Annotated in this window: 22 protein-coding genes; 13 read left to right on the top strand and 9 right to left on the bottom strand. The window is 42.8% G+C overall.

Going from position 1 to position 22,455, the window contains the following annotated elements; all coding sequences use genetic code 11:
- Positions 1-213: 213 nt before the first annotated feature.
- The 5 genes from ACMXYO_RS12315 to ACMXYO_RS12295 all read left to right on the top strand — a co-directional run bounded on the left by ACMXYO_RS12315 (position 214) and on the right by ACMXYO_RS12295 (position 3,626).
- The gene (locus tag ACMXYO_RS12315; RefSeq protein WP_415888100.1) at positions 214-621 is read left to right on the top strand and encodes a CBS domain-containing protein; all 408 of its coding nucleotides are present in this window, start codon (positions 214-216) and stop codon (positions 619-621) included.
- A gap of 102 nt (positions 622-723) precedes the next feature.
- Complete coding sequence (locus tag ACMXYO_RS12310; protein WP_415885398.1) at positions 724-1,761, top strand: DnaT-like ssDNA-binding domain-containing protein; 1,038 nt, start codon at positions 724-726, stop codon at positions 1,759-1,761.
- Positions 1,679-2,479 carry a replication protein P gene (locus ACMXYO_RS12305; protein ID WP_415885397.1) on the top strand — a complete coding sequence of 267 codons (801 nt, stop codon included), beginning with the start codon at positions 1,679-1,681 and terminating at the stop codon, positions 2,477-2,479. Before ACMXYO_RS12310 ends, ACMXYO_RS12305 begins: the two co-directional genes overlap by 83 nt.
- A gap of 82 nt (positions 2,480-2,561) precedes the next feature.
- Positions 2,562-2,966: a GNAT family N-acetyltransferase gene (locus ACMXYO_RS12300; RefSeq protein ID WP_415881957.1), complete on the top strand. Its 405-nt coding sequence runs from the start codon at positions 2,562-2,564 to the stop codon at positions 2,964-2,966.
- A gap of 126 nt (positions 2,967-3,092) precedes the next feature.
- Positions 3,093-3,626, top strand: coding sequence for a DUF3833 domain-containing protein (locus ACMXYO_RS12295; RefSeq protein WP_415885396.1), 534 nt, complete (start codon positions 3,093-3,095; stop codon positions 3,624-3,626).
- Between the two features lie 104 nt (positions 3,627-3,730).
- Here the strand turns inward: ACMXYO_RS12295 and ACMXYO_RS12290 are convergent, their stop codons facing one another.
- On the bottom strand, positions 3,731-4,510 hold the full coding sequence (locus tag ACMXYO_RS12290) for a substrate-binding periplasmic protein (RefSeq protein ID WP_415885395.1): 780 nt from the start codon (positions 4,508-4,510) through the stop codon (positions 3,731-3,733).
- Between the two features lie 250 nt (positions 4,511-4,760).
- On the opposite strand from ACMXYO_RS12290, the gene ACMXYO_RS12285 reads away from it, so the two are divergent.
- Positions 4,761-5,411, top strand: a complete 651-nt coding sequence (locus ACMXYO_RS12285; RefSeq protein ID WP_415885394.1) for a class I SAM-dependent methyltransferase — start codon at positions 4,761-4,763, stop codon at positions 5,409-5,411.
- A gap of 30 nt (positions 5,412-5,441) precedes the next feature.
- On the opposite strand, the gene ACMXYO_RS12280 is transcribed toward ACMXYO_RS12285, so the two are convergent.
- The 4 genes from ACMXYO_RS12280 to ACMXYO_RS12265 all read right to left on the bottom strand — a co-directional run bounded on the left by ACMXYO_RS12280 (position 5,442) and on the right by ACMXYO_RS12265 (position 9,249).
- Positions 5,442-6,761, bottom strand: a complete 1,320-nt coding sequence (locus ACMXYO_RS12280; RefSeq protein ID WP_415885393.1) for a sigma 54-interacting transcriptional regulator — start codon at positions 6,759-6,761, stop codon at positions 5,442-5,444.
- Positions 6,758-7,249, bottom strand: coding sequence for a hypothetical protein (locus ACMXYO_RS12275; protein ID WP_415885392.1), 492 nt, complete (start codon positions 7,247-7,249; stop codon positions 6,758-6,760). The genes ACMXYO_RS12280 and ACMXYO_RS12275 overlap by 4 nt, the downstream gene beginning before the upstream one ends.
- Positions 7,242-8,651: a sensor histidine kinase gene (locus ACMXYO_RS12270; protein ID WP_415885391.1), complete on the bottom strand. Its 1,410-nt coding sequence runs from the start codon at positions 8,649-8,651 to the stop codon at positions 7,242-7,244. Before ACMXYO_RS12270 ends, ACMXYO_RS12275 begins: the two co-directional genes overlap by 8 nt.
- 268 nt (positions 8,652-8,919) lie before the next feature.
- Entirely contained in the window at positions 8,920-9,249 is a 330-nt protein-coding gene (locus tag ACMXYO_RS12265; RefSeq protein ID WP_415885390.1) for a hypothetical protein, read from the bottom strand.
- A 408-nt stretch (positions 9,250-9,657) separates the two neighbouring features.
- On the opposite strand from ACMXYO_RS12265, the gene ACMXYO_RS12260 reads away from it, so the two are divergent.
- Positions 9,658-10,470, top strand: a complete 813-nt coding sequence (locus ACMXYO_RS12260; RefSeq protein ID WP_415885389.1) for a formylglycine-generating enzyme family protein — start codon at positions 9,658-9,660, stop codon at positions 10,468-10,470.
- Between the two features lie 66 nt (positions 10,471-10,536).
- Here ACMXYO_RS12260 and ACMXYO_RS12255 read toward each other — a convergent pair whose 3' ends face one another.
- Positions 10,537-11,130: a TetR/AcrR family transcriptional regulator gene (locus tag ACMXYO_RS12255; protein WP_415885388.1), complete on the bottom strand. Its 594-nt coding sequence runs from the start codon at positions 11,128-11,130 to the stop codon at positions 10,537-10,539.
- 115 nt (positions 11,131-11,245) lie between these two features.
- On the opposite strand from ACMXYO_RS12255, the gene ACMXYO_RS12250 reads away from it, so the two are divergent.
- A complete protein-coding gene (locus tag ACMXYO_RS12250) occupies positions 11,246-12,202 on the top strand; it encodes a hypothetical protein (RefSeq protein WP_415885387.1) in 957 nt (318 codons plus the stop codon).
- Here ACMXYO_RS12250 and ACMXYO_RS12245 read toward each other — a convergent pair.
- On the bottom strand, positions 12,192-12,878 hold the full coding sequence (locus ACMXYO_RS12245) for a DnaJ domain-containing protein (RefSeq protein WP_415885386.1): 687 nt from the start codon (positions 12,876-12,878) through the stop codon (positions 12,192-12,194). The genes ACMXYO_RS12250 and ACMXYO_RS12245 overlap by 11 nt on opposite strands.
- A gap of 95 nt (positions 12,879-12,973) precedes the next feature.
- A complete protein-coding gene (locus ACMXYO_RS12240) occupies positions 12,974-13,675 on the bottom strand; it encodes a VWA domain-containing protein (protein ID WP_415885385.1) in 702 nt (233 codons plus the stop codon).
- A 167-nt stretch (positions 13,676-13,842) separates the two neighbouring features.
- Between ACMXYO_RS12240 and ACMXYO_RS12235 the strand changes: the two genes are divergently transcribed.
- Both ACMXYO_RS12235 and ACMXYO_RS12230 read left to right on the top strand, forming a co-directional pair.
- Positions 13,843-15,582, top strand: a complete 1,740-nt coding sequence (locus ACMXYO_RS12235) for a hypothetical protein (protein ID WP_415885384.1) — start codon at positions 13,843-13,845, stop codon at positions 15,580-15,582.
- Positions 15,583-15,740: 158 nt separating this feature from the next.
- Positions 15,741-16,649, top strand: coding sequence for a substrate-binding periplasmic protein (locus tag ACMXYO_RS12230; protein ID WP_415885383.1), 909 nt, complete (start codon positions 15,741-15,743; stop codon positions 16,647-16,649).
- 71 nt (positions 16,650-16,720) lie between these two features.
- Here the strand turns inward: ACMXYO_RS12230 and ACMXYO_RS12225 are convergent, their stop codons facing one another.
- Complete coding sequence (locus tag ACMXYO_RS12225; RefSeq protein ID WP_415885382.1) at positions 16,721-18,469, bottom strand: lysophospholipid acyltransferase family protein; 1,749 nt, start codon at positions 18,467-18,469, stop codon at positions 16,721-16,723.
- Positions 18,470-18,892: 423 nt separating this feature from the next.
- Here ACMXYO_RS12225 and dinB point away from each other — a divergent pair, with 423 nt between their 5' ends.
- The 3 genes from dinB to ACMXYO_RS12210 all read left to right on the top strand — a co-directional run bounded on the left by dinB (position 18,893) and on the right by ACMXYO_RS12210 (position 22,235).
- Positions 18,893-19,957, top strand: a complete 1,065-nt coding sequence (dinB, locus tag ACMXYO_RS12220) for a DNA polymerase IV (RefSeq protein ID WP_415885381.1) — start codon at positions 18,893-18,895, stop codon at positions 19,955-19,957.
- A gap of 48 nt (positions 19,958-20,005) precedes the next feature.
- Positions 20,006-20,593, top strand: a complete 588-nt coding sequence (locus tag ACMXYO_RS12215; RefSeq protein ID WP_415885380.1) for a nucleoside deaminase — start codon at positions 20,006-20,008, stop codon at positions 20,591-20,593.
- Between the two features lie 88 nt (positions 20,594-20,681).
- Complete coding sequence (locus tag ACMXYO_RS12210) at positions 20,682-22,235, top strand: SulP family inorganic anion transporter (protein ID WP_415881902.1); 1,554 nt, start codon at positions 20,682-20,684, stop codon at positions 22,233-22,235.
- Positions 22,236-22,455 lie beyond the last annotated feature (220 nt).

The following is a 22,455-nucleotide window of genomic DNA, read 5'->3' as shown; positions in this document are numbered from 1 at the left end:
AAGTTAGCTCTTCTCCCTACAAGGTATTAGCCCGTTGCACGTTAACCTATTTTCTTCGGGCTTAACCTTGATCTGATCGCTTGCGAGTTGCCACTGTTAGGTGTACACATAGAGGTAGCCCGGTTGAAAACGATACCGGTTTACCTTGTTTGGGTGGTTTGGCAGGTCGATGTTTCCAAACCTGTTAAAGCTGCCGGCCATGGAGGAATGGTAATGCTAAGATCCGTAAAAGCTCAGGATTACATGTGTGAAGACTTAATCACCTTTACCCCTGAAACCGATCTTTTTGATGCGATTAATCAGCTACTCGAATACCGAATCACAGGCGCGCCTGTAGTCGATCAAAATGGCAAGCTTATTGGCTTAATGTCAGAAGTTGACTGTCTAAAAGCAATCCTGACTTTAACCTACCACGAAGAAGAGATGGGTGGCCTTGTTGGTACCTATATGTCGGAAGAGGTTTTCACCATTAATCATGATGCCGACATCATAAAAGTGGCGGAAGAGTTTATTAATAATAAACGCCGTCGTTTACCGGTAGTAAAAGATGGTAAACTAATCGGCCAGATTAGTCGTCGAGATGTACTACGCGCAGTAGAACGTTTTGCACAGGATGGCTAATCACGTTTGATGGTCACAAGCCGCGGCTCATCACTGCGGCTTTTTTGTTTATGGTATTCGGTTAACGAAATGCCAAATCTGTTTAGGTAAGATTACATATTCATGAGTTATGTTTTTTCTGAAACACCTATCTTGCTATACCCATCCTTAGTCAAGGAAGTAGGTGTTGAAGCAGCTGTATTGTTGACGCTCTATCATCAAAGGGTAGAACGTCTCCAAAATGTAACGGATACAGCACAAGCGCCAGAACTTATATTTTCTCGTGAACAATGGCTTGCGTTAGGTGAGTTTTGGGACGAAGAGCGGTTAGCTCAATTAACCAGCGTTTTAGTCAGTGCAAATATCATTGATGCTGCATTCGCTAATGATGGCCGTGTAAGAATCCGCTTTGTTGTTGAAGAGCAAGTCTCTGAAGCATCGTTTGATGACGTGCCTGAAGGTGATGTTGAGATTGTAAGTCGGTTACCGGTTATGGAAACGATTCCGACACAGGTTGAAGAACTGCCTGTCGAGGTTGAGCAATCTGAGCCGAGTTATGCACAATCGAATTATAACCAGCAAAATCACCCACAAACTCAACCTGCACAATCAGGCTATCCACAGGATCAGTATCCAGAGATGAAGGATACGCCGTACTATCCTGATCAAGCGCCAGCAGTGCAGCCACAGAATATCCCTAACCCTGGTCCTGCTCCGACCTTTGGTGGCAGCATAGGTTGGGCGAGAAAAGCACAGCAGGTTAATAATGGCCGCTCTGATGAGTTACAAGTGTGCTTTAATAAACAAGAGCAGCGTAAAAAACAGCTTCAAGGAATGGAGCTGAATTGGCAACCGTCCGACAATTTTTATGCGTTGCTTCCGCGGCATAATATATCGCCACAATTTGCACAAACATGTTTGGATGAATTTGTGCTTTACTGGTTAGATAAAGACCGTAAAGAAACCAACTGGGATCAGAAATTCCTAGCTTGGGTAAAAAGGGAGTGGATTAACAAGCAAACTAGGGATGGACGTCAACAACGTATAAATAACGAACAACAAGGCAAAGGTTTCAGCCATGAAAACCCCCGCAGAGATACTCGCGAAAAACGACAACGGGTTACCGCAGCAATCATGGACATCAAGGACACCGACTGGTAACCAAGAGCAGGGAACAAAAACTGCTCAGCGAGAGCTAACAGTCGAAGTCAAAACGCTGGTTAATATGATATTTGCGCGTTTTATGGCGATCTATGGCCATAAATTTAAGAGCTGTTTTGAGACCCAAGACGAAATCCGTATCGCAAAACGTGAATGGGCACTTAGCCTTGGTGGCTATACCGAACACGAGCTGGTGGCTGCAATTGATTATTGCAAAGAGCACAGCGCATGGATGCCGACGATTTCCGAGTTTCTTGATGTACTTCGTACCCAAACTGGCGATCATGGTTTACCCGCAACTAAGCACGCTTACGAAGAAGCGTGCCTAAATGCGGATAAAGCTTCGACACACAAATGGACCCATCCAGCGATCTACCATGCCGGTAAAGCAACGGGTTGGTTTCGTTTGCGCACAGAAGCTGAAGTCGATGTTTTTCCAGACTTTCGCTACAACTATGATGTAATCAGTCGGAGAGTACGAGCAGGAGAGCAACTCGATCTACCTGTTGCAGTAGCCTTACCTGATAAAAGTGATAACACGCTGTTTGCGTTTATCCAAAGCTGGGGTGAAGAGCATAATCTGAAACCTGAAATCGCTAGTAAATGGCTGTTCTACCTGACTAAACCTAAAGGAACGATGGTGCGTAAGCGCTTTCAGCAACAAGCCCAGGTTGAAGCCAATGCGATGGGTATTACGCTACCGGATGATTATCAGTAAGCGAGAGTTGAACGTCTAAGAGAGTAACTTATCAAAACAGCCTTCATGGCTGTTTTTTTATGATTTTTAAATGGGGTTTCTTATGAAGTATGAAAAAGGTGGTTTTCAGATCTACGATGAACGGGAAAAGGTTCAGCTTGAAAGCGTCCAAGCTCTGCTAAAGCAATCTTACTGGGCAAATGAGAGAGCTATTGATGTCATAAAAACATCGATAGAGAACAGCGTTTGTTTTTCACTCTTTAAAGGTGAAAAGCAGATAGGCTTTGCCAGAGTGGTCACCGACTTCGCTTCAGTCGCTTATCTGGCTGATGTCATTATTGATAAGCAATACAGAAGTCAGGGGCTGGGGAAATGGTTAACTGAAATTATGATTAACGATCCGCGTTGGAAAGATAGATTCCAATTTCTGGTGACAGATGATGCTCACAGTTTATATTCCCGTCTTGGCTTTAGTGGTAGTGAAAAGTTAATGAGCACGAAAGTTTAAAAGAATTCATCTTAATCTGAATAAATCGTCAGTCTTCTTGGACGATTTATAGTCCTACTCAACAATCCAAAATACAACTTACCCGTATATATAAATAATGATTGCTGATGTATACGGAGTATCAACTTGACTGTTCAAAACTTTCTTTTCCGCTTATTTCTTATTGGCCCTCTATTTTTAACGGGGTGTTCCTCTATCAATATTGAGGAGTACAAGGATAAGGATCCTGCGTTAGTTTTAGAGGAGTTCTTTGATGGTGATCTTACTGCCCATGGCGTAGTAAAGGATTGGTCAGGAAAAGTGATTCGCCATTTCAATGCCGACATCAAAGCTTATTGGCGAGAGGGTGTTGGTGTATTGGAAGAAGATTTTGTTTTTGATGATGGTGAAAAACAACGCCGGGTTTGGACGCTGACACCTGATGGCTTGGGCAATTATATTGCCGAGGCTAATGATGTGGTTGGGCCAGCAAATGCTCTGGTCAGTGGCAATGCGTTGTTTATGCAATATGTTCTTAGAGCGCCTTATAAAGATGGCACTATCGATCTGACTATCGATGACAAGATGTATCGGGTTTCACCGTCAGTGATTGTGAACGAGTCAAAGATGAAAAAATTTGGTATTTCTGTTGGGCAGGTGTTGTTAACGATTGTGAAATAATAGTCGTATTTTGAGTTTTTTCGTTGAAAACATCGGGGCGATTAAATAATGCTTGCCCCGATACTTATCGACTTTATTGCAATAATCCAGTTACCAATACAGTTCTACTTTTTAAGGTACGCAGGTGAAATTTCTTCTGAACGGTGAGTAAATTTCCCTTCTGTACACACAGCTAAGGCACTATTAAATCGTTCTAAAAAGCCCGGGTTGTGTCTTAGGAAATGATGGCCAAAATAGACACCTAAATTGTGGCTGTGAATTACTTTCCTTTTGGTCATCGCTCTCTGTTTGTCAGTCATCGCATGATCCATCGCTTGCTCATTCATCAAAAAAGCATCAATCCGTTTATGTATAAGCATTGAGAGCAGTTGTTCACTATTCGTCGGTGGGTTTCCGGTAACTTTATAGCCATTACTCTGAAGCCAGCTGTGCATGTTTGATCCCAAAAAGCTGGTAGTTACTGCTTCCTGTTTAAACTCTTCAGATTCTGGGTCAAAGGGGGAATCTTTCAGTTGGAAGAACGTCCAATTTTGGGTTTCTATCGCTCCCGAATGGGTTGCGTAAGCGTCTCGGCTTTTTTTATGAGATGCTGAAAAGAAACCGTCGGCTTTACCTTGTTTGGTGAGCAGTTTTGCTCGATTGAAAGGCCTTGCGTGTATTGCAACCTTTTCGGGCATCGCTTCAAAAGCACAACGGATATTCTCTACTGACGTTCCGGTTATTCTGCCGTCAACTATTTCCGTGTAAGGAGGGTAGGGCATCGTCAATAAATGCACTGAATCGGAATCGAATTTTTCACCCTCTACTGCGTCCATGTTTATATCATCTTGTGCTAAGGCTGGAAGGCTTAATGTGCAGATTAATAAACACGTTTTAACTCGCATATACATACCTATCTATTCGATATGACTACTGACCAGATCAAGGCCGAAACTGAATTAAGTCGCTAACTGCCTCTATGTGGATTCAGTAATAAAATATAGTTGAGAATTTAGAGGTTTGTAAGAATTGGAGGGCTTCTTCGGCGCAATCAAACCTTTGAGTGTTAATCCAGAAATGACTGACTTTTACATGGTCGGGCATCTACGTTATTTTGAAGTCCGCGTTTTAAAATAGCCCAAAGGAAAGGGATAGATGAACAAGCCTGTGAATAAAATAGAGTCAGACAAGTTTTGGGATGGCGTTGCTGCAAAGTACTCGCAAAAAGCAGTTCCCAATGAAGCGATGTATCAAAAGAAATTAATGGAAACGCAAAGTTACTTTTCTTCTGATATGCGTGTGGTTGAGTTTGGCTGTGGTACAGGTACGACTGCTATCCATCATGCGCCATTTGTTGGCCATATTGATGCCATAGATATCTCCGAAAATATGTTGGATATTGGGAGAGAAAGAGCGCATCAAGCAGGTGTAGGGAATGTTGATTTTCATCTTGGGACATTGAATGATTTCAATGCTGAGACTGAAAGCGTTGATGTGGTTTTGGGCTTAAATGTGATTCATTTGATTCCCAACTGGCAAGCGGTAATTGCTGAAGCTGCTAGGATCTTAAAACCCGGTGGCGTTTTTGTGAGTAGTACCGGTTGTTTGGGCGGTTCTTATATGCGCTTTCTTAAATTGGTTGTACCAGTGGGTAAGTGCTTCGGATTAATGCCTGATCTATTCGTGATCACGGAAGATGAATTGGCCGATGAGATTAAAGCCGCTGGCTTTAGCATTGAGAGCCAATGGCATTATGGCCATAAAGATATGGAAGTGTTTATCATCGCGCGTAAGAAAGCTCTTTAATCACCAAATCAAAGAGCATTCTTTGTCTAATTAGGCTTTGTAATCGGCAGCTTCTAAACCATGTTTTTTCAATAGTTTGTACAGGTCTGTACGATTTCTTCTCGCTATTTTTGCAGCTTGAGAGACATTGCCTTCGGTAATCTGTAATACCTTTCTGAGATAGCGCTTTTCAAAATCAGCGCGTGCGTCGTTAAAGTTCTGGATCACCTGATCCTGATTGACCAAAGCTCGATTAACGGCACTATCAGATATAACCGGTGTTGTGCTTAATGCCGTTACCTTCTCGATAACATTCTCTAATTGGCGGACATTCCCCGGCCACGCTGATTGGGCTAGAACCTGAAGCGCATCTGAGGAGATATTTTTTACCTTGGGGTTATGCTTCGCTGCTGCTTGCTCAACAAAGTGGCGAGCCAAAGGCGGAATATCTTCAGGCCGTTCTGCAAGCGGTGGTAAGTGAAGATTCACCACGTTAAGGCGGTAGAACAGATCCTCTCGGAATTGTTGATCTTGCATCGCCACTTCCAGATCGCGGTGAGTGGCAGATATGACACGCACATCGACAGGAATTGTCTCGGTAGAACCCACAGGTCGAATTTGTCTTTCCTGCAGAACGCGCAAGAGCTTAACTTGAAGAGATAGCGGCATATCGCCAATCTCATCTAGAAATAAAGTGCCGCCGTTGGCTGCTTGGAAAAGACCTTCGTGCTTGCTGACTGCTCCAGTGAAGGCTCCTTTGGCGTGACCGAACAGTTCGGATTCCAAAAGTTGCTCTGGTAGCGCACCACAGTTAATCGCAATAAACGGTTTTTTATGGCGAGGGCTTGCTTGATGGATAGCGTTGGTTAATAGCTCTTTACCACTACCGCTGGGGCCTGTAACGAGCACGCTAACATCGGAGCCTGCGATCTGTTCTGCTTCCTGTAGCAAGCTCTCCATAATCGGGCTGCGACAGATAATATTTTTGCGCCATGTACTATCGGATCTACTCGTACCCGCAAGGGCCGCATTAATCGTTTCTAACAGCTGGTCTCGGTCGATAGGTTTGGTGAGAAAGCCAAACACACCTTGTTGAGTTGCCGTTACCGCTTCTGGGATTGAACCATGAGCAGTAATGATGATCACCGGCAACTGCGGAGAGCGTTGTTGCAGCTGTTGGAAAAGGGCAAGGCCATCCATACCTTCCATGCGAAGGTCAGTGATGACTAGATCGATCTGGTCATCGAGGATCTCTAGAGCTTGTTCAGCGCTCTCCGCACAACTGATTTTAAATCCGCTGGCTTCTAAGCGCATTGAAAGTAGTTTTAGTAGGGATGCATCATCATCTACCAATAAAACGTGAGGGGTCATTCCTGTACCTCACGCTCATTGTTTAGATCGGTTTCAATCTGGGTGAGCGCATCGATTTTAACCTGCAGGTTTCGATTCTCTTCTAACAAATTATCTTGCTCCGCTCGCATCCATAGCAACGCGGTTGCGAACTGGTTACGAATATCTAAGTAACGATCCCCAGGGCAGGATGGGTGAGGGTAGAGCACAATTTTAGAAAAATTACGTTTGGCTTGCTGTAATTGCTCTGTTGAAGAAAGCGGTGTTGATAGAAGTAGAGCTAAGAGGGCGCTGTCTTTACTGCGAATGGCTCGCTGCATGATGCTGCTGCGCTGATCAGGCTTCTGTAAAAAGCGGCTTTCAATTCCTTGTAACTGATTAAGTCGTGTTTCGTTGATACGACAGATTGGCTTCTCTGTTACTTCTGGTTCAGGCATAGGTGATTTTGTCGGTACAAATTCACACCCTTGAAGAAACAGTAACAAGATAAGTGGAGCGTATTTAATCATGGGTACTAAGCTCTTTAACTGGCAGGCTGACACGGAAGCTGACAAAGCTATCCTGATTGCTATGTAATGTGACGTGGGCACCTAATGAGTCTGCGGCATCTCTAACAATACTCAATCCGATACCGGAGCCTTTAACAGGCCCAATGCGTCGATTTTGGCCTTGGTAGAACGGTGTAAATAGGTGTGGAATATCTTCATCTGGAATGATGGGGCCGTCGTTACCCACTTCTATTACCAGATAATCTGCTTGTACGTTGGTGCTAACCAGCAAGCGACCACTGGAGCTTCCATAGAGCGCCGCATTAGATATTAGGTTGCCGATAATACGGATAAGCATTGCTCGGTCAGTAAACCATTCGATATCTTCTTGTGACAACTGTACCTGCATCTTCTTTTGTTCGAGCAATAGCTTAAAAGGCTCAATCGCTTCGTTAATTACCGGGAGTATATGTACTTGATGGAAGTTAACCGGTTCATTCTGATTTAATCGGCTGTAGTCCAAGAGTTGCTCAATCAAAGACTGTAATTGACGTGAGTTGGTCTGCAGCAGATTAGCCACTTCAAGTTGGCTGGTATTAAGTTCGCCAATAACCTGTTCTGCTAGAAGATCAGATCCTTCACGCAGCGTGGTCAACGGGGTTTTTAATTCGTGAGACATATGGCGTAAAAAACGCTGCTTCTCGTTTTCTACTTCGGCTAGTTGTTCAGTTAGCCAATCCAGTTGTCTATCTAACTCAACTAATTCATCCGGCCCACCAACTTTGGCACCGATGTATTCTTCGCCGGTACCTAATGCTTGTAAGCGCGCGGCGATCCGGTTAACTGGACGGATAATTTTAAAACTAAAAAATAGGATTAACAGGGCTTCTAATCCGAGAAGAACAATCGCCAAGGTACTTAATTTAGTCTGTGTTGTTTGCGCGGTTTCGTTAAGCGCTTGTAAGCGTTGATCTAAGACTAAGTCGATCTGTTCGTTAACCACACGCGTGAGGCTGAGTAGTGAATTAGCCTCAATTGGGTGAGCGCGCTCAATACCTTCGAGCAATTCAGTGATCTCGTTAGCTTTTTTCTGCTCATTAAGCAGGAAGCTATGGATTATCAGCGCTTGTCTGTATTCCGACAAATACTGATTTAAACGTTCTTGAATTTCAGGCTTAGCTAGAATTTGGTATTGCCTTGCAGAGCGGGTGATATCCTCGGCTAATCGTTCGAGTTGTTGGCCTCTGCGTGTGACTTCTAAAGCTTGTTGAGCGAGCACACGGCCTTGCGCCGACTGTTCTACAAGAGCATCAGTAGCGTAAAAAATAAGGATGCCGAAAGGTGTAACGACAACCAAAAAGGATAGAAGTACCAGCTGCTTCAATGAGCTGAGCCGCCAAGGTTGGCGAGTCGATTTGGTCATTAAACAATCATAGTTAAACAAGTGTATGAGTATTATCCATCAATTACGCCTTAATTGGGTAGTCTCCATTTAGTGTGGATAACAGGGGTATTTATCAAAAGGGGCGGCCGGGATAATCCTGATCACCGGCCGTGTCAAAACAGAGCTGGCGGCTATGTTTGTGGACATGGATGCTCTGAATCAACTTGTTACCTGCTGGTATTCGACTAACTGAACTGAGGCTGTCTCGGAATCAGTGGGGCTAGTCTTATACCAACAAGTGAACCCTTTAAACGAATAGTTTCTTAGAAACTACGTAAGACGTTGTTGCCTCAACTTGTAGCTGAGAAAACTCATCCGGGCTTAGAAACCCATCTTTGTTGGCATCAATTTTATTGAAGCCTTTTACCAACGCTGGAGAAACCTGCGCTTCCTGAGGGCTAACTTTGCCATCTTTATTTTCATCTAGTTTTTCGAAAATGCTTGTTACTTTTGGCGCTTCTTGAGTCATCACTTCAGGTTGAACGTCCTTAACAACTTCAGCAGGTTTTGTTTCTTCAGCAAAAGCGATAGTAGAAACACAAAGCATGGACGCTAGAGTAAGTGCTGCAGATTTCATATTTTTCTCCTTTACGAAATAGATCGGGTAATAACATAAATTTTAAATTCGCTAGGGATATATCAAGTGGTGTGCCACTTTTTGAAAATATAATTAAAACAATGGGTTATGTGTTTTTTTGTGGGTTTTGTATTTTGGCGGCTAAAAAAAGATTAGAAAAGGAGTGATATCTGTCGCCAATAAGAGACAGTGGGCTGGTTATTAATTATTCAAACTTAATAAAATCAATGGGTTATGTGGTTTCTTTTTGGCGACAGCGAGTGAACAAAGTATGTAGTCAGTACTATGTCGAAGAAAATAATACTGCTCTTGTTGAAACTATCTGATGAGTTTCTGCTCTACCTTTAGAAGGTGAGAGACCTTTGTCGCTTGATAAAGATAAGAATGTATATAAGCAGGGGAAAGGGCATGAATAAGAACATGTGCTGCGTAGCAGTGTTGCTCAGTGGTTTTACTTCTGGCGTATTCGCAGAATCCAGTAAAATCCAGATTGATGCAGGTAAATATCAGATGGGATGTTCACAGGGGGATAATGCCTGTGAAAATGATGAAGGTAAGCCAGGAGGCATAGCTGTGCACGTGCCCACTTTCCTGATTGATAAACATGAAGTAACGGTTGATGACTATCAAGCATGTATTGAGGCTGGAAATTGCACTAGGCCCAAAGACCATCAGAGAAACCAATATTGTAATTTAGGTGCAGAGGGACGCGGAAATCACCCTATTAACTGTGTTGATTGGCAACAGGCTGTGGACTTTTGTACAGCTAAAGGAGGGCGTTTACCATTTGAAGCAGAATGGGAAAAAGCAGCTAGAGCTAATACGCTAACACGTTACCCATGGGGCCAAGAAGTAAGTTGCAAGCATGCTATTCTTGATGACGGCAAAACGATGGGGTCTGTCCCAAATGAACCTGACGGTTGCGGTGAAGACCGTACTTGGTCCATAGGAAGTCACGTCGAAAACGCTTATGGTTTACATGATATGCATGGTAATGCCGGTGAGTGGACTATGAATTGGTACGCAAAAAATGGTCTTGAGCGCTATGCTAGTGGAGACCTTTCTGGCCCTGAGCAGGGGCGTCAACGAGTTGTTCGTGGTGGTTCTTGGGATGAAAATAAAGCTAATTTGAGAAGCTCATTTCGTAATGTGAAACCACCGGTAAGCGGCAGAAGTGTTTACGGATCGATCGGTTTTCGTTGTGCTTATGATGTGAAATAAGCGTAGATTTATACAAATAAAAAAGCACCGTAAATCGGTGCTTTTTTATTTAAGTGTTAGTCGTTGTTAATGGCATGGGCTGTGAAGTGCCTTAAGCATATTTGTGATGACTGCATCATATTTAGACTGATCTGGACGCTTGCTACTTAAAACGCGAAGTCCCCAAATATTTGTCATTAGGTATGTTGCTAGGTCCTCAGGTGATTGCTGTTTATCCAACAATCCTTGTTTCTGAGCTTGAGTTAGCGTGTTAGTAAAGTAGGTTTCAACTTGGCTTAGGTAACCACCCACGCGTTCTCTGATCTCATCATCTTCTGTAGCAAGTTCTAGCATGGTATTAACCATCAGGCAGCCTTTGCCAAGGCGGTCATGTACTAGATCATCACAGAAGCATTTAAAAAACTGTTCGATTCCTTTCAAAGGTGTTTCAGCATCTTCCATCACGCTTGAAACCCTATTCAGGCTGCGCTCAGCATAGGTGTCTATAACTTCTAAAAACAAACCCCGTTTGCTTTGAAATGCACCGTAGAGTGATCCTGGTTTTAGTTTGGTCGCATTCACAAGGTCGGTTACTGATGTTGCACTGTAACCTGTTCTCCAGAAAACATTCATTGCCTTCTCTAAGACATCAGTACGATCAAACTCTGCTGGCCTCGCCATATTTTGCCCTCCTTGTTCTATTCGCTTATTATCATTATTCGATCCGCATCTCGCAATAGTTAATATGATAACCGGTAAATACTTCTCGTTTCTCCCTTTTTTTGTAGTTTTTTTAGTGATCATTACTCTAACAGGTTGTCAGAAAAAACCTTCAGAATTCAGCTCTGAGGAAGGTCCGTTGTTTCGTCGTGGTATAGTGAACATGACTGATCAAGGACTTAGTTTTAAGCCTTGCTATGTTAACAAGCGTGAGCTGATTAATGATTACACCGGCCGTTTAGAGCGAAAGTTGGATAACTCCATAGAGCCTGCTTTTTATGCAGAGATGAGTGGCTCTCATATTGCACCAGGTGAACCTTGGGAGGTTTATCAGATACATCTGATAGGTGGAAATCAGTCTACTTGTAGTTACGAATTGTCGGGCAATGAATATCGGGCTGCAGGTGATCGGCCATTATGGATTGCAGATGTTCGGGATGATGGCATCTATGTTCAAAGGTACGATCGTTTAAAACAGCTGATTTTCCCTCTATCAGATCCTATTAAGTTTGGAAGTAGCATTGAATGGAGTAGCCAGCTAAAAGGTATTAAGAACTATAGTCTGAGTTTAAATGTGGATCGTTTACGATGTCAGGATCGTTATGGAATCGAATACGAATATACGGCTCAGATGGTGTTAAATGGTACTGTCTTAGAGGGCTGTGCCCGACAAGGCAAGTTAGATCTAAGAACTCTTCCTGGACTGTATGGAATAGAGCTACCTGGATTGAGATCACAAGGGCGTTATATTTCCCTTGAGTTATCAAGCGACCAACAAGCAGTTTTAACTCAAGATTATCGTAACCGTCAGCCGTTAATCGTTCAAACCGGTTCTTGGCAGTTGATGAAAAATGGCCGAGTAGTTATTCATTTTGTAGATATTGATGGTCGAGAAGATAATGAAATCCTTGTGTTCGAAAAGGATAAAAAAGGTGGCTTGTTACTGAAGGGTTATAGCTCTACGTTTGGGCATTCGGGGTTCCGATTAGAAAGAGCGGGCCCCGAACGCTTGTATCGAAAATTTAATCGTTAATAAGAACGTCTTTAGCTTGATTAATCTGAGCTGCCAGATAATCACTTCCCCCGCGGTCAGGATGCATCTTTTGCATGAGCTTTCGATGAGCGGCGATAATCTCCTCTTTGCTACTACTAGGTGAGATACCTAAAATATCGAAAGCTTCTTGGCGACTCATCGCCCCATGATGAGTGTGATTGTTATAACTTTCGTTATCCGGGATATCATCTTCGCGCCAACTGTCTCCAAAGCGTTTGTCTAAGTATGTTGTTAATAAGCGTGTAGATTCCCCATCATGTTGACGACAGTACTGAAGTAATTGAATAAATTCTTGTTCGCTTAACTCCCCCAGTTCACTGCCCTGTAGTGGTCCTTGTTTTACCGTGCCATACATCACGCCAGAATCGTGATCTAAACGCATCGACAGAATCTTTGTTTCCACTTTTGAAACGTTGCCCGAGCTAGCTTGGCTCTGACGCTTTTTATACAAATAATTAATGAAAGGAAGGAAACGAATAAAGATTGGAAAAAGTCTGCGTGCAAAAGGGAGTAAGCCCGCTGCTACGGCTGCAATCCAGTGAAGCCTACCGGTTAGAGCCATTAACAGCACAAATAAAGAGACAATGACTAAAACAATAGCGATGACTGCGCGCGTTCGCTTTGCCGGTGTAAGTGTCTTCAGCCAAAAGAACACAAGAAAACCTAATCCGGCTAAAACTACTAAACTGATGGGATTCACAATTTACCTTTACTGATGTCTAAAAAATCATAATAACTAAGTTGTTTATTTTACCGTAACTGTTCCAGTAGATGCTTTGCTGCTTGCCCTTTATTTTCAATATAGTGTTGAAATGCTGGTTTACCTTGACTGGCATAGATCGCAACGGCTATCAGTAGCTGCTTCAACAACCCAGAACTGTGGTGATCAAAGTGGTGATAAGCGCCGCCTGATAGATGAGCGATGGCAGTGAAAGCCTGCCTTGCTCGACAGTCAGAACCTTCCTGAAAAATGAAAACTGGGGTTTTAAGCAACCCAAGTTGGCCTGCTAGAGAGGTTAGCTTATCTGTGCTTTCTTCCTGACTATCACCAATATAGATAATGGCTTTGACCTCTTTTGTTCGTGTTTCGTCGATTCCTAATTGCAGTACTTTTCTGATTTGAGTATGGCCTGCGGCACAAGAGACTTTCTCCATGATCTGGCTGAGTTGTACAGGTTGGTTTATCCATTGGCTGTGATGGAATTCTTGAAAGCCTCGAAAATAGCAAAGCATCACAGCAAGGTTTCCGACCTCGCTGGTGGCGGAGAACATCTGATTTTGTAAGTGACATGCGTGATCCCAAGTGGCTTGGCGACTGGCGGTGGCATCTAAGGCAAATAGAATACGCCCTTGAGCATTGGAATTGGCAGGGGTTAGTTCATTGGCGAGTTGTATAAACTCATCTAGTTCTTTCCTAGAAGAGAGTGTTGTTAGGTCATTATCTTTCTTCATAAGTAAGCCAAATTTGCGGTCAAAAATTAAACACAATATAAAAAATATGTATATCAATCGCTTGGTCTAATCCTTAGTAAGAATTATTCCTATTTTCTTCTGAGACTAACGACAGTTTGAATCAGTTCAGTTAAGATCTAAAAAATTTATAAAAGGAGTTTTGTAAGGTGCGTAATGTCATTATAGCCGGTGCAGTTGTAGCAGCCGGTGCAGTTGGCTACATCCTGACCCAACAAGATGGTGGTATTACTGCCACGACTAAATCACCATTGGCATATGTGCCTGCGGATACGGTTTTCTTCTCTGGTCAGCTAGAACCGTTCCCGCTTAAAAACTACCTTCAGTCAACGAGCTCACTTCAAGCAAAAGCACCTCAAGAAATACTAGATGCATTAGATGATGAAACCGATCCGAAAAAACGTTTCTTCTCAAGCCTGATAAAAGCTTATTTTGAAGCAGCAGGTTCTCCTGCTGAATTTCAAAAAACATTTGGTCTACCAGATGAGCTGAGAATGTATGTCTATGCTGTAGGCTTTATTCCAGTTGTTCGTTATGAAGTAACGGATGCTCAGGGTTTATGGGCTACGTTAGATAAAGCAGAACAAGAGAGCGGCTTCAAACACGAGTTGCGTACCTCTGGTGAACTTCAATACCGCGCTTACACTCTAGAAAATAATGAAAAGGGTGATAAATTCGAAGTGCTTGTTGCATTCGAAGATGGCTGGGCTACGTGGACAATTAATACACATGTCAATGATGCTAAAACGATTGATATTGCTTTAGCTCAAGCAAAGCCAGCACAGTCATTACAACAGGCAGGTACCGTTGAGCAGATAGCAACGCAACATGGTTTTATTAAGAACTATATCTCTTATATCGATCATCAGCAGTTAGTTAAAGCATTTACTACTGAAAATGGTAATACGTTGGCAAGTATGTTGACTAAAGCGATGGTAGCAGGAGGTGATCCTGATGGCTTAGCGGATGTGCGTAATCCAGAATGTCAGTCAGAGATGGCTGCTATTGCAGCAAATTGGCCACGTACTGTGATTGGTGCGCGTAGCGCAGATGATATCCAGATTACGCCACAACGTAGTTTTATGCGTGTTTCAACTGTTGTAGAAAGTAAAAATAAAGTTGTGATGGATGCACTAGCTTCTCTTCAAGGCTATATCCCATCATACCTAAATGATGCCCAGGTATTTGGGATAGGGTTAGGTCTTGATGCCAACAAGCTTGGTACTGGTTTGTCTTCTATTTGGAGTAACATGCTCGAACCTACCTACAAATGTACGCCGCTAGCTGAGATGCAAGCGGGTGTGCAACAGTCTAACCCAGCGGCTTTAGCGATGTTTACGGGTTTAGCTCAAGGAGTCAAAGGTATTGGTGCTGCTATTCAGGACTTCAGCTTGCAAACTGAAGGTTATGCGCCACAGCTGGATTCTTTGCAAGGGATCGTTTCTCTGTCTGCTGAAAATCCAAAAGTATTGTTTGATATGGCGAAGTCGTTTGCACCGCCTCTAGCGGCAATCCAGTTACCTGACGATGGTTCTGCAATAGATTTGTCGACTATGGTCCCGATGCCTCCAGAAGTGAACGTAAAACCTATGTTGGCACTTAAAGGTCAGCACTTGGTTATCTTTGCAGGTGAGAGTGGTCAGGCTTTGGCTGATACATTGGGTTCTGAAAAGATCTCGGGTAATGGCTTATTAAACTTCTCAATGGACTATAAAAAGATGTTAACGCCACTGCTACCAGTCATGGAAATGGCTGCTGATCCAGAATTGACTGATCAGCTGGAAACGCTTAAGAACATGGATATGAAAGTTAAATTGGCTTTGAACCTTCAACCTCAAGGTATTGAATTGAATACAGAGATGGACGTAAAAGCGCCTAATCAAAAGTAATCTCCTACCTTTAGATTTAATCTGACTATAAAAGCCGCTTAGTATCTTCTACTAAGCGGCTTTTTTGGTTAATCCAGCTAGACTTAGTTTTAAAGCATTAAAGTTAAGCCTCTGGATTTTACTGAGTAGATTTTTGCGAGAGTTGCGTTGGGATGAGGGTGTCTCTACAAAAGTTATTAAGTCAGGTATTGATCGGTGCTACTTTAATCGTAGGATATTCCGCTTATTCTCCTAGAGTCTCGGCCACAGAATTAAGAACAATTCCTCCTCAATCAGATTTTGATGTAAGCCATAACTATTTTGTAACGTTGCTTCAGGTAATGTTGGATAACACCTCGTCTGAGTACGGGAAAAGTAAAGTGGCGCATGTCGTAAGGATGGAGCAAGGTCGAGCTTTTTATGAATTGAAAAGAGGGGAAATTATAGATGTGTATTGGGCGGGTACTTCGATCGATAGAGAAGAAGAATATACTGCTATCAGAATACCGCTTCTGAAAGGCTTGCTTGGTTATAGGCTAAGTATTATTAGGGAAGATTCTAAAGCTAAATTTCAAGCCATTAAAAAATTGGAAGATTTGAGAAAGTATACTGCTTGCCAAGGCAGACATTGGCCCGATTCAGATATTTTGGAAAGTGCTGGTATCAATGTCAGGAGAGGGCCGATCTATGAGTTGATGTTTGGACAATTAGCCGCTGGTCGCTGTGATTTTTTCCCTCGGGGAATTCATGAAGGAGGTCCCGAATTTCTTGCTCGTCGAGAGAAATACCCTAATCTACGCTTGTTCTCTGACACGATAGTTTATTACCCATTTCCAATGTATTTCTTTGTCCGCAAAGGCAATCTCAAATTAGCTGAACGATTAGAATTGGGATTAGAAAGAGCTATTGACTCGGGAGAGTTTGATCAATTACTCAAGAAACATCCCATCACGTCCACGTTGTTTCCATTAACCCAGTGGGGTGAAAAAAATATAATCGCCATTAGTAATCCTTTGCTTCCAAGAGATACACCAATCAATAACAGTCGCTATTGGATGAGGCCTGATGATCTGAAATCTAAACCCTAGGGTTAATTATCCAGAGGAATTATGGTTTACATCCTTGAGTTAACAAGTGCGTTAACCAATAATCTTCGAGGTTATTCTCCAATATAGCGTTTATGTTTCTTTTCTTTAACGTAGCTAATATCCACTAAAACTAAACCGTCGATGCAGTAGTTAAAGTCGGGATCTACGCCAAAATCTATAAAACGCACACCGCCTTCAGTACACAGCTCACTATATTGTTTATACAGGGTTGGGACGTTTACACCCATAAACTCTAATTGCTCTTTTAAAATACTGAAGTCACTTTTGTAGTTATTTCCGTCGAAGAGGCTTCTCATGTGCTCTTCAGTAACTTCGTCGATTCCATATGGGGAAACGGAGCTAGCGAGGTTTTCATTATCTGTGAAATAATGACGATAAAACCAAACCAGAATATCCTTAGCAGCCTTTGGGTAATTATTACTTAGACTGACTGGGCCAAACATGTAACGAATTTCTGGGTGTTTGCGGAGGTATGCACCAATACCGTACCAAAGATAATCTAAACTACGCTTGCCCCAATATTTCGGTTGTACGAAGCTTCGACCGAGTTCGATACCTTGCGAGAAATAAGGCTGCATATCATCGTTATATTGGAATAGGTCGCTGCTGTAGAGTGTCTGTTCTGGTTGATCCTTAAGCTTTGCTGCTTCTGCCAATCGATAAGCCCCGACAATTTCCAATTCTTCTTCATCCCAGAGGATGATGTGGCGGTAGTACTGGTCATAGTGATCAAGATCTTTTTTAGCGCCGGTGCCTTCACCAACACAACGAAAGGCGATCTCTCTTAAACGACCAAGTTCATGCATGACCGCTGAATCTTTAATGAAGTCGAATAGATAGATTTTCTTGCCATCAGCGGTCTCACCGAGTAACTCCGCATCGCGTAGTTCTTGCTTAATGCTTTGGCGATCTTGAGGGTGTGCGATGGTTTTCTCAGTGATAAAAAGAGGCTTCTTATTTTTTGCAATTCGATAGAGGTGCTTTTTTAGCAGTTTGGTTTTTTCTGCTGTAGAAATTGGCACTGCATCAATTTGACTGTACGGTATGGCTTCTCCAACTTTAACTTGTATTGTCACTGAATATTGTTTGAACATCTCACGCGCTAACATGATGGTAGAGAAGTTCTTATTCAGATAAGAAACGCTATAGAAAAGTGGTGAGTTCTTACCACCAATAAAAACCGGCAGTATTGGTGCGTTGGCTTTGCGAGCTATACGCAGAAAGCCACTGTTCCATTTATCGTCTTTGATACCTGTAATCCCAGCACGTGAAACTTCACCGGCAGGGAAGACGATTACTGCTTGTTCTTGTCGAAGTGCATCCACAATACTTTCGATGTTCTTTTTACGTGTATTCCCCTTTAAGTTATCAACAGGCAGGAATAAGTTGCTGATAGGGTCAAAGTTCATAAGAACATCGTTAGCGACAATTTTTACATCTCTACGAACTTCACCAACCAGTTTCAGCAAGGATAAGCCATCGAGTGCGCCGAGTGGGTGATTAGCAATGATCACTACTCTGCCAGACGAAGGAATATTAGCTCGGTCGTGATTACTGATGCTGTAACCAAAGTTAAAGTAATCCAAGACACGATCAATAAATTCGAAACCATGGGCATCTATGTTTTTAGCTAAGAAGGTATTGATCTCTTTCTCATGCACCAACTTTCGAAGCATATGCAGTGCAGATCGCTTAAAAGGTGTTGGCTTAGAATCAAAGTCTGGAAACTTATTAATTACAGCTTGTTCTACATTGAGAACAGGCGCCGCTGTCTGTGAAGTATTTTCATGTATGTTCATAACATGAAAAATATAGGGAAGGAGTGTGACTAACCTTTGACTGTTGGTTTAAGGTTTTATGACAAGGCAACTAGTCCCCCTCAGTGTCATTTTCATTCAATGCTTTGATCCAAAGATCTCCATCTTCCTCTCTGCGACCTGAGTTTTTTCGGCGATTGGGGTTATCAGGTTCATACCTGACTTCGGAGCGCCGGTCCTTGAGTTCTCGTCTGTCTTTCCCTGAGCGTGTGCTAGAGCCGTGAGGATCGTTATCCATATAAATTCTCTGATTTGGATGAAGGAGGAACTCTGGGTAGTTTAATAGAGGAAGAGAGAGAGCTACCCAGAATTCCTAAAGCCTTTAACTTTCAGCTTAGCAAAGAATTTTGATTTTTCGATGAAATGAAAATAATATAGCTGTATAAATAAACAGTATTTGTTTTTATGCAACGAAAAATCATTCATTGTGACTGTGATTGTTTTTTTGCTGCGGTTGAAATGAGAGACAACCCAGCATTGAAGCACGTTCCTATGGCGATTGGTGGCGATCCATCTCGTCGTGGTGTCATCGCAACATGCAACTATCCTGCTCGGGAATTTGGGGTGCGTTCAGCTATGGCCACAGCTCAGGCACTGAAGCTATGCCCTGGTCTCACAGTTTTACATGGCAATATGGATAAATACCGAGAAGCATCAAGGCAGATCATGGATATCTTTCGAGACTACACAGATATCATCGAGCCTCTCTCTCTCGATGAGGCGTTCTTAGATGTGACTGGAACGGATTTGTGTCAGGGAAGTGCAACTTATATTGCTGAAGATATTCGACAACGGGTGAAAGAAACTGTGGGTATTACTATATCTGCAGGCGTTGCCCCGAATAAATTTATTGCCAAAATTGCCAGTGATTGGAATAAGCCTGATGGCTTATATGTTGTCCAACCTGCTCAAATCACTGAATTTCTAGATGATTTATCGGTAGATAAGATTTCCGGTGTAGGTAAGAAAACCGCAGAAAAACTCGGCTCGATGGGTATTTCCACCTGTTTAGATCTTCGCAAACGTTCATTAGCCGAGTTGGTTGAGCGCTTTGGTAAGTTTGGAAAGCGTTTGTTTGAGCTAGCTAGGGGTATTGATGAAAGGCCCGTACAGACCAGTCGGATTAGGAAGTCAATCAGTGTTGAACATACCTATGCAAATGATCTGGGTGATGTTGATGCCTGTTTAGATAAATTACCAGTATTATTAGAGGAGTTAGCTCAACGGTTTGAAAAGCATGGCAAGGATAAACAAATCACAGGAGTGATTGTTAAAGTTAAATTTTTTGATTTTATCCAAACCACTGCAGAACATGCTGTTTCCATCCCAGAGATTTCTCATTTTCGCCAGCTGTTAATTGATGCGTTTAATCGGGGAGGGCGTCCAGTGCGATTGTTGGGCGTTGGTTATAAATTAAAACCTATGTTTGATCAGCAGCCTAAGCAATTAAATTTACTCGATCCTTCTTAGTTAGCCCTTTGGCTTTGATTAACCCATACTAGGTAACTGAAGTAAGCAATGGATATGCCTAAGGGTGATATGCTGGACAGTGAAGTAAACATCGATAATGTCAGAGTTCGTTTAGCAACATACAGCCATGAATATACCTGTGGTATGGACGGTTGGGCGCTCCGTTGTTGCCAATTGGCTATGGATGCTTCTGACAAAGGGAACTATGGTGTTGGGGCTCTACTTATCAGCCGGGAAGGCGATATATTAGCGGAAGCGGGTAATCAGGTTTTCTCTGTGGGGTTCAATTCTTCTGCTCATGCCGAGATGTGTGTTATCGATGAATTTGAACGAACCTATCCAAATTATTCCTCCAGATCTGGCCTAATGCTACTCACATCTTTAGAACCTTGCCCCATGTGTTGTGCCCGAATACTCGCTGCGGGCATTGGTCGAGTAAAATATCTTGCCACAGATAAAGATGGCGGCATGATGTCGCATTGCGATAAATTGCCTGATGCATGGAAAAACCTATCTGAATTGATTGATATTCAAGAGGTTAAAGACCTTCCAGAACTTTCAAAATTAGCTAGCGATATTGCATCCGCGAACATTTCTTTACTGCGAAAAAAACTATTAGGGATTATTCGTCCCTGATTCCTGAAATTAGCCATTGCTTTTGCTATACTCGCGCGCTTTTACACGGTCTGGTCAAAAAAGAACCAGTGTCTACCCGAGGTGATAAATGATCCAATTGCTTGTGTCTAAGACACAATCGCTAAAAAGCGACCTGCTTTCAGGTTTGACAGTGGCTTTGGCGCTGGTACCTGAAGCTGTAGCTTTTGCGTTTGTTGCTGGTGTTGAGCCATTAGTTGGCTTATATGCAGCGTTTATGGTCGGACTGATTACTGCCACTATCGGTGGTCGACCAGGTATGATTTCTGGCGCTACTGGTGCTTTGGCGGTAGTGATGGTTAGCCTTGTGGCAATGCATGGGGTTGAATATCTCTTTGCCACCGTTGTGCTAATGGGGATATTCCAGATTTTGGCTGGTATCTTCCGCTTGGGTAAGTTTATCCGCTTGGTTCCGCACCCTGTGATGCTTGGTTTTGTAAATGGTTTGGCAATCGTTATTTTTCTTGCCCAGATGAAGCAGTTCCAGTTTACCGATGCTGAAGGTAACTTGCAGTGGCTGCAAGGTGAGCAGATGATGTTAATGCTGGGGTTGATTGCCTTAACTATGGCAATTATTCATTTCCTACCTAAGATCACGCGTATTATTCCTTCCTCGCTTGCTGCGATTGTTACAGTGACGCTGCTGGTTATTGGCCTAGATCTAGATGCTCGTACAGTACAAGATGTGCTTGCAGATATGACGGGTAACCCAGCTGCAACCATTGCTGGTGGCTTCCCTGAATTCCATATCCCGATGGTTCCAATTAATCTAGAAACGCTTAAAATTATCGTTCCTTATGCGTTGATCTTAGCTGCGATTGGCCTAATTGAGTCTCTACTAACGTTAACCTTGATTGACGAGATCACAGAAACCCGTGGTCGTGGCAACAAAGAATGTATTGGCCAAGGTGTTGCTAACGTAGCGACTGGTTTCTTTGGTGGTATGGGCGGTTGTGCCATGATTGGTCAGAGTATGATTAACATCAATTCTGGTGGTTTGGGCCGTGCATCGGGTATCTCTGCGGCACTATTCCTTCTTGCCTTTATTTTGGTTGGCTCAAGCTTAATCGAAATTATTCCGGTGGCAGCGCTTGTTGGTGTTATGTTCATCGTAGTAATTGGAACCTTTGAGTGGGCTAGTTTGCGTCTGTGGGGCAAGATCCCTCGTTCCGATCTGATCGTCGTTATCGCAGTAACAGGCGTAACTGTTTGGCAAGATCTGGCGGTTGCGGTAATTGTCGGTGTGATTATCTCTGCGTTGGTATTTGCTTGGAAACACGCAAGTAATATGGCATTTGAAGTACGTGAAGAGTACGACACTAAGGTGTATCTGCCTAACGGACCGTTGTTCTTTGCGTCAATTCAGACATTCCGTGATCAATTTAATCCTAAGATGGATCCACCTGAGGTGATCGTAGACTTTGCGAATTGCAGAGTTATGGATCATTCAGGTATCGAAGCAATCGACTCGCTAGCTGAGCGTTATGAAAAAGCGGGTAAGGAGCTTCACCTTCGTCATTTAAGCCCAGAGTGCCGTGCGCTAATGAAGAAAGCGGGTAATTTGGTTGAAGTGAATGTGATTGAAGATCCTAAATATAAGGTTGCCGACGACAGTTTGGCTTAAAGCTTATATTCACTTTAAAAACGCTGGCTGATGCCGGCGTTTTTTTTGCTTTTATTGTAAGTCTTGTAAAAAATTACTTTCCTTAAAACTATTTAAAACAATAGGTTGTTGATTGTTTTTTTGATCTATTGTCCATCGGTACAATAGGCAGATTTAACATCTGTTACTACGTTGATATTGAGAGTTTCAAAAATTCTTAGTTCTGCGGCTGTTATTAATA

Origin of the sequence: Neptuniibacter sp. QD37_6 (assembly GCF_047778085.1) — a bacterium.
Classification (GTDB): domain Bacteria; phylum Pseudomonadota; class Gammaproteobacteria; order Pseudomonadales; family Balneatricaceae; genus Neptuniibacter.
This window is presented reverse-complemented; position numbering and strand designations above follow the sequence as displayed.

Coding starts and splice junctions, on each gene's coding strand:
- ACMXYO_RS12315 (WP_415888100.1), top strand. CDS start 214: ATGCTAAGATCCGTAAAAGCTCAGGATTACATGTGTGAAGACTTAATC.
- ACMXYO_RS12310 (WP_415885398.1), top strand. CDS start 724: ATGAGTTATGTTTTTTCTGAAACACCTATCTTGCTATACCCATCCTTA.
- ACMXYO_RS12305 (WP_415885397.1), top strand. CDS start 1,679: ATGAAAACCCCCGCAGAGATACTCGCGAAAAACGACAACGGGTTACCG.
- ACMXYO_RS12300 (WP_415881957.1), top strand. CDS start 2,562: ATGAAGTATGAAAAAGGTGGTTTTCAGATCTACGATGAACGGGAAAAG.
- ACMXYO_RS12290 (WP_415885395.1), bottom strand. CDS start 4,510: ATGCGAGTTAAAACGTGTTTATTAATCTGCACATTAAGCCTTCCAGCC.
- ACMXYO_RS12285 (WP_415885394.1), top strand. CDS start 4,761: ATGAACAAGCCTGTGAATAAAATAGAGTCAGACAAGTTTTGGGATGGC.
- ACMXYO_RS12280 (WP_415885393.1), bottom strand. CDS start 6,761: ATGACCCCTCACGTTTTATTGGTAGATGATGATGCATCCCTACTAAAA.
- ACMXYO_RS12275 (WP_415885392.1), bottom strand. CDS start 7,249: ATGATTAAATACGCTCCACTTATCTTGTTACTGTTTCTTCAAGGGTGT.
- ACMXYO_RS12270 (WP_415885391.1), bottom strand. CDS start 8,651: ATGACCAAATCGACTCGCCAACCTTGGCGGCTCAGCTCATTGAAGCAG.
- ACMXYO_RS12265 (WP_415885390.1), bottom strand. CDS start 9,249: ATGAAATCTGCAGCACTTACTCTAGCGTCCATGCTTTGTGTTTCTACT.
- ACMXYO_RS12260 (WP_415885389.1), top strand. CDS start 9,658: ATGAATAAGAACATGTGCTGCGTAGCAGTGTTGCTCAGTGGTTTTACT.
- ACMXYO_RS12255 (WP_415885388.1), bottom strand. CDS start 11,130: ATGGCGAGGCCAGCAGAGTTTGATCGTACTGATGTCTTAGAGAAGGCA.
- ACMXYO_RS12240 (WP_415885385.1), bottom strand. CDS start 13,675: ATGAAGAAAGATAATGACCTAACAACACTCTCTTCTAGGAAAGAACTA.
- ACMXYO_RS12225 (WP_415885382.1), bottom strand. CDS start 18,469: ATGAACATACATGAAAATACTTCACAGACAGCGGCGCCTGTTCTCAAT.
- dinB (WP_415885381.1), top strand. CDS start 18,893: ATGCAACGAAAAATCATTCATTGTGACTGTGATTGTTTTTTTGCTGCG.
- ACMXYO_RS12215 (WP_415885380.1), top strand. CDS start 20,006: ATGGATATGCCTAAGGGTGATATGCTGGACAGTGAAGTAAACATCGAT.
- ACMXYO_RS12210 (WP_415881902.1), top strand. CDS start 20,682: ATGATCCAATTGCTTGTGTCTAAGACACAATCGCTAAAAAGCGACCTG.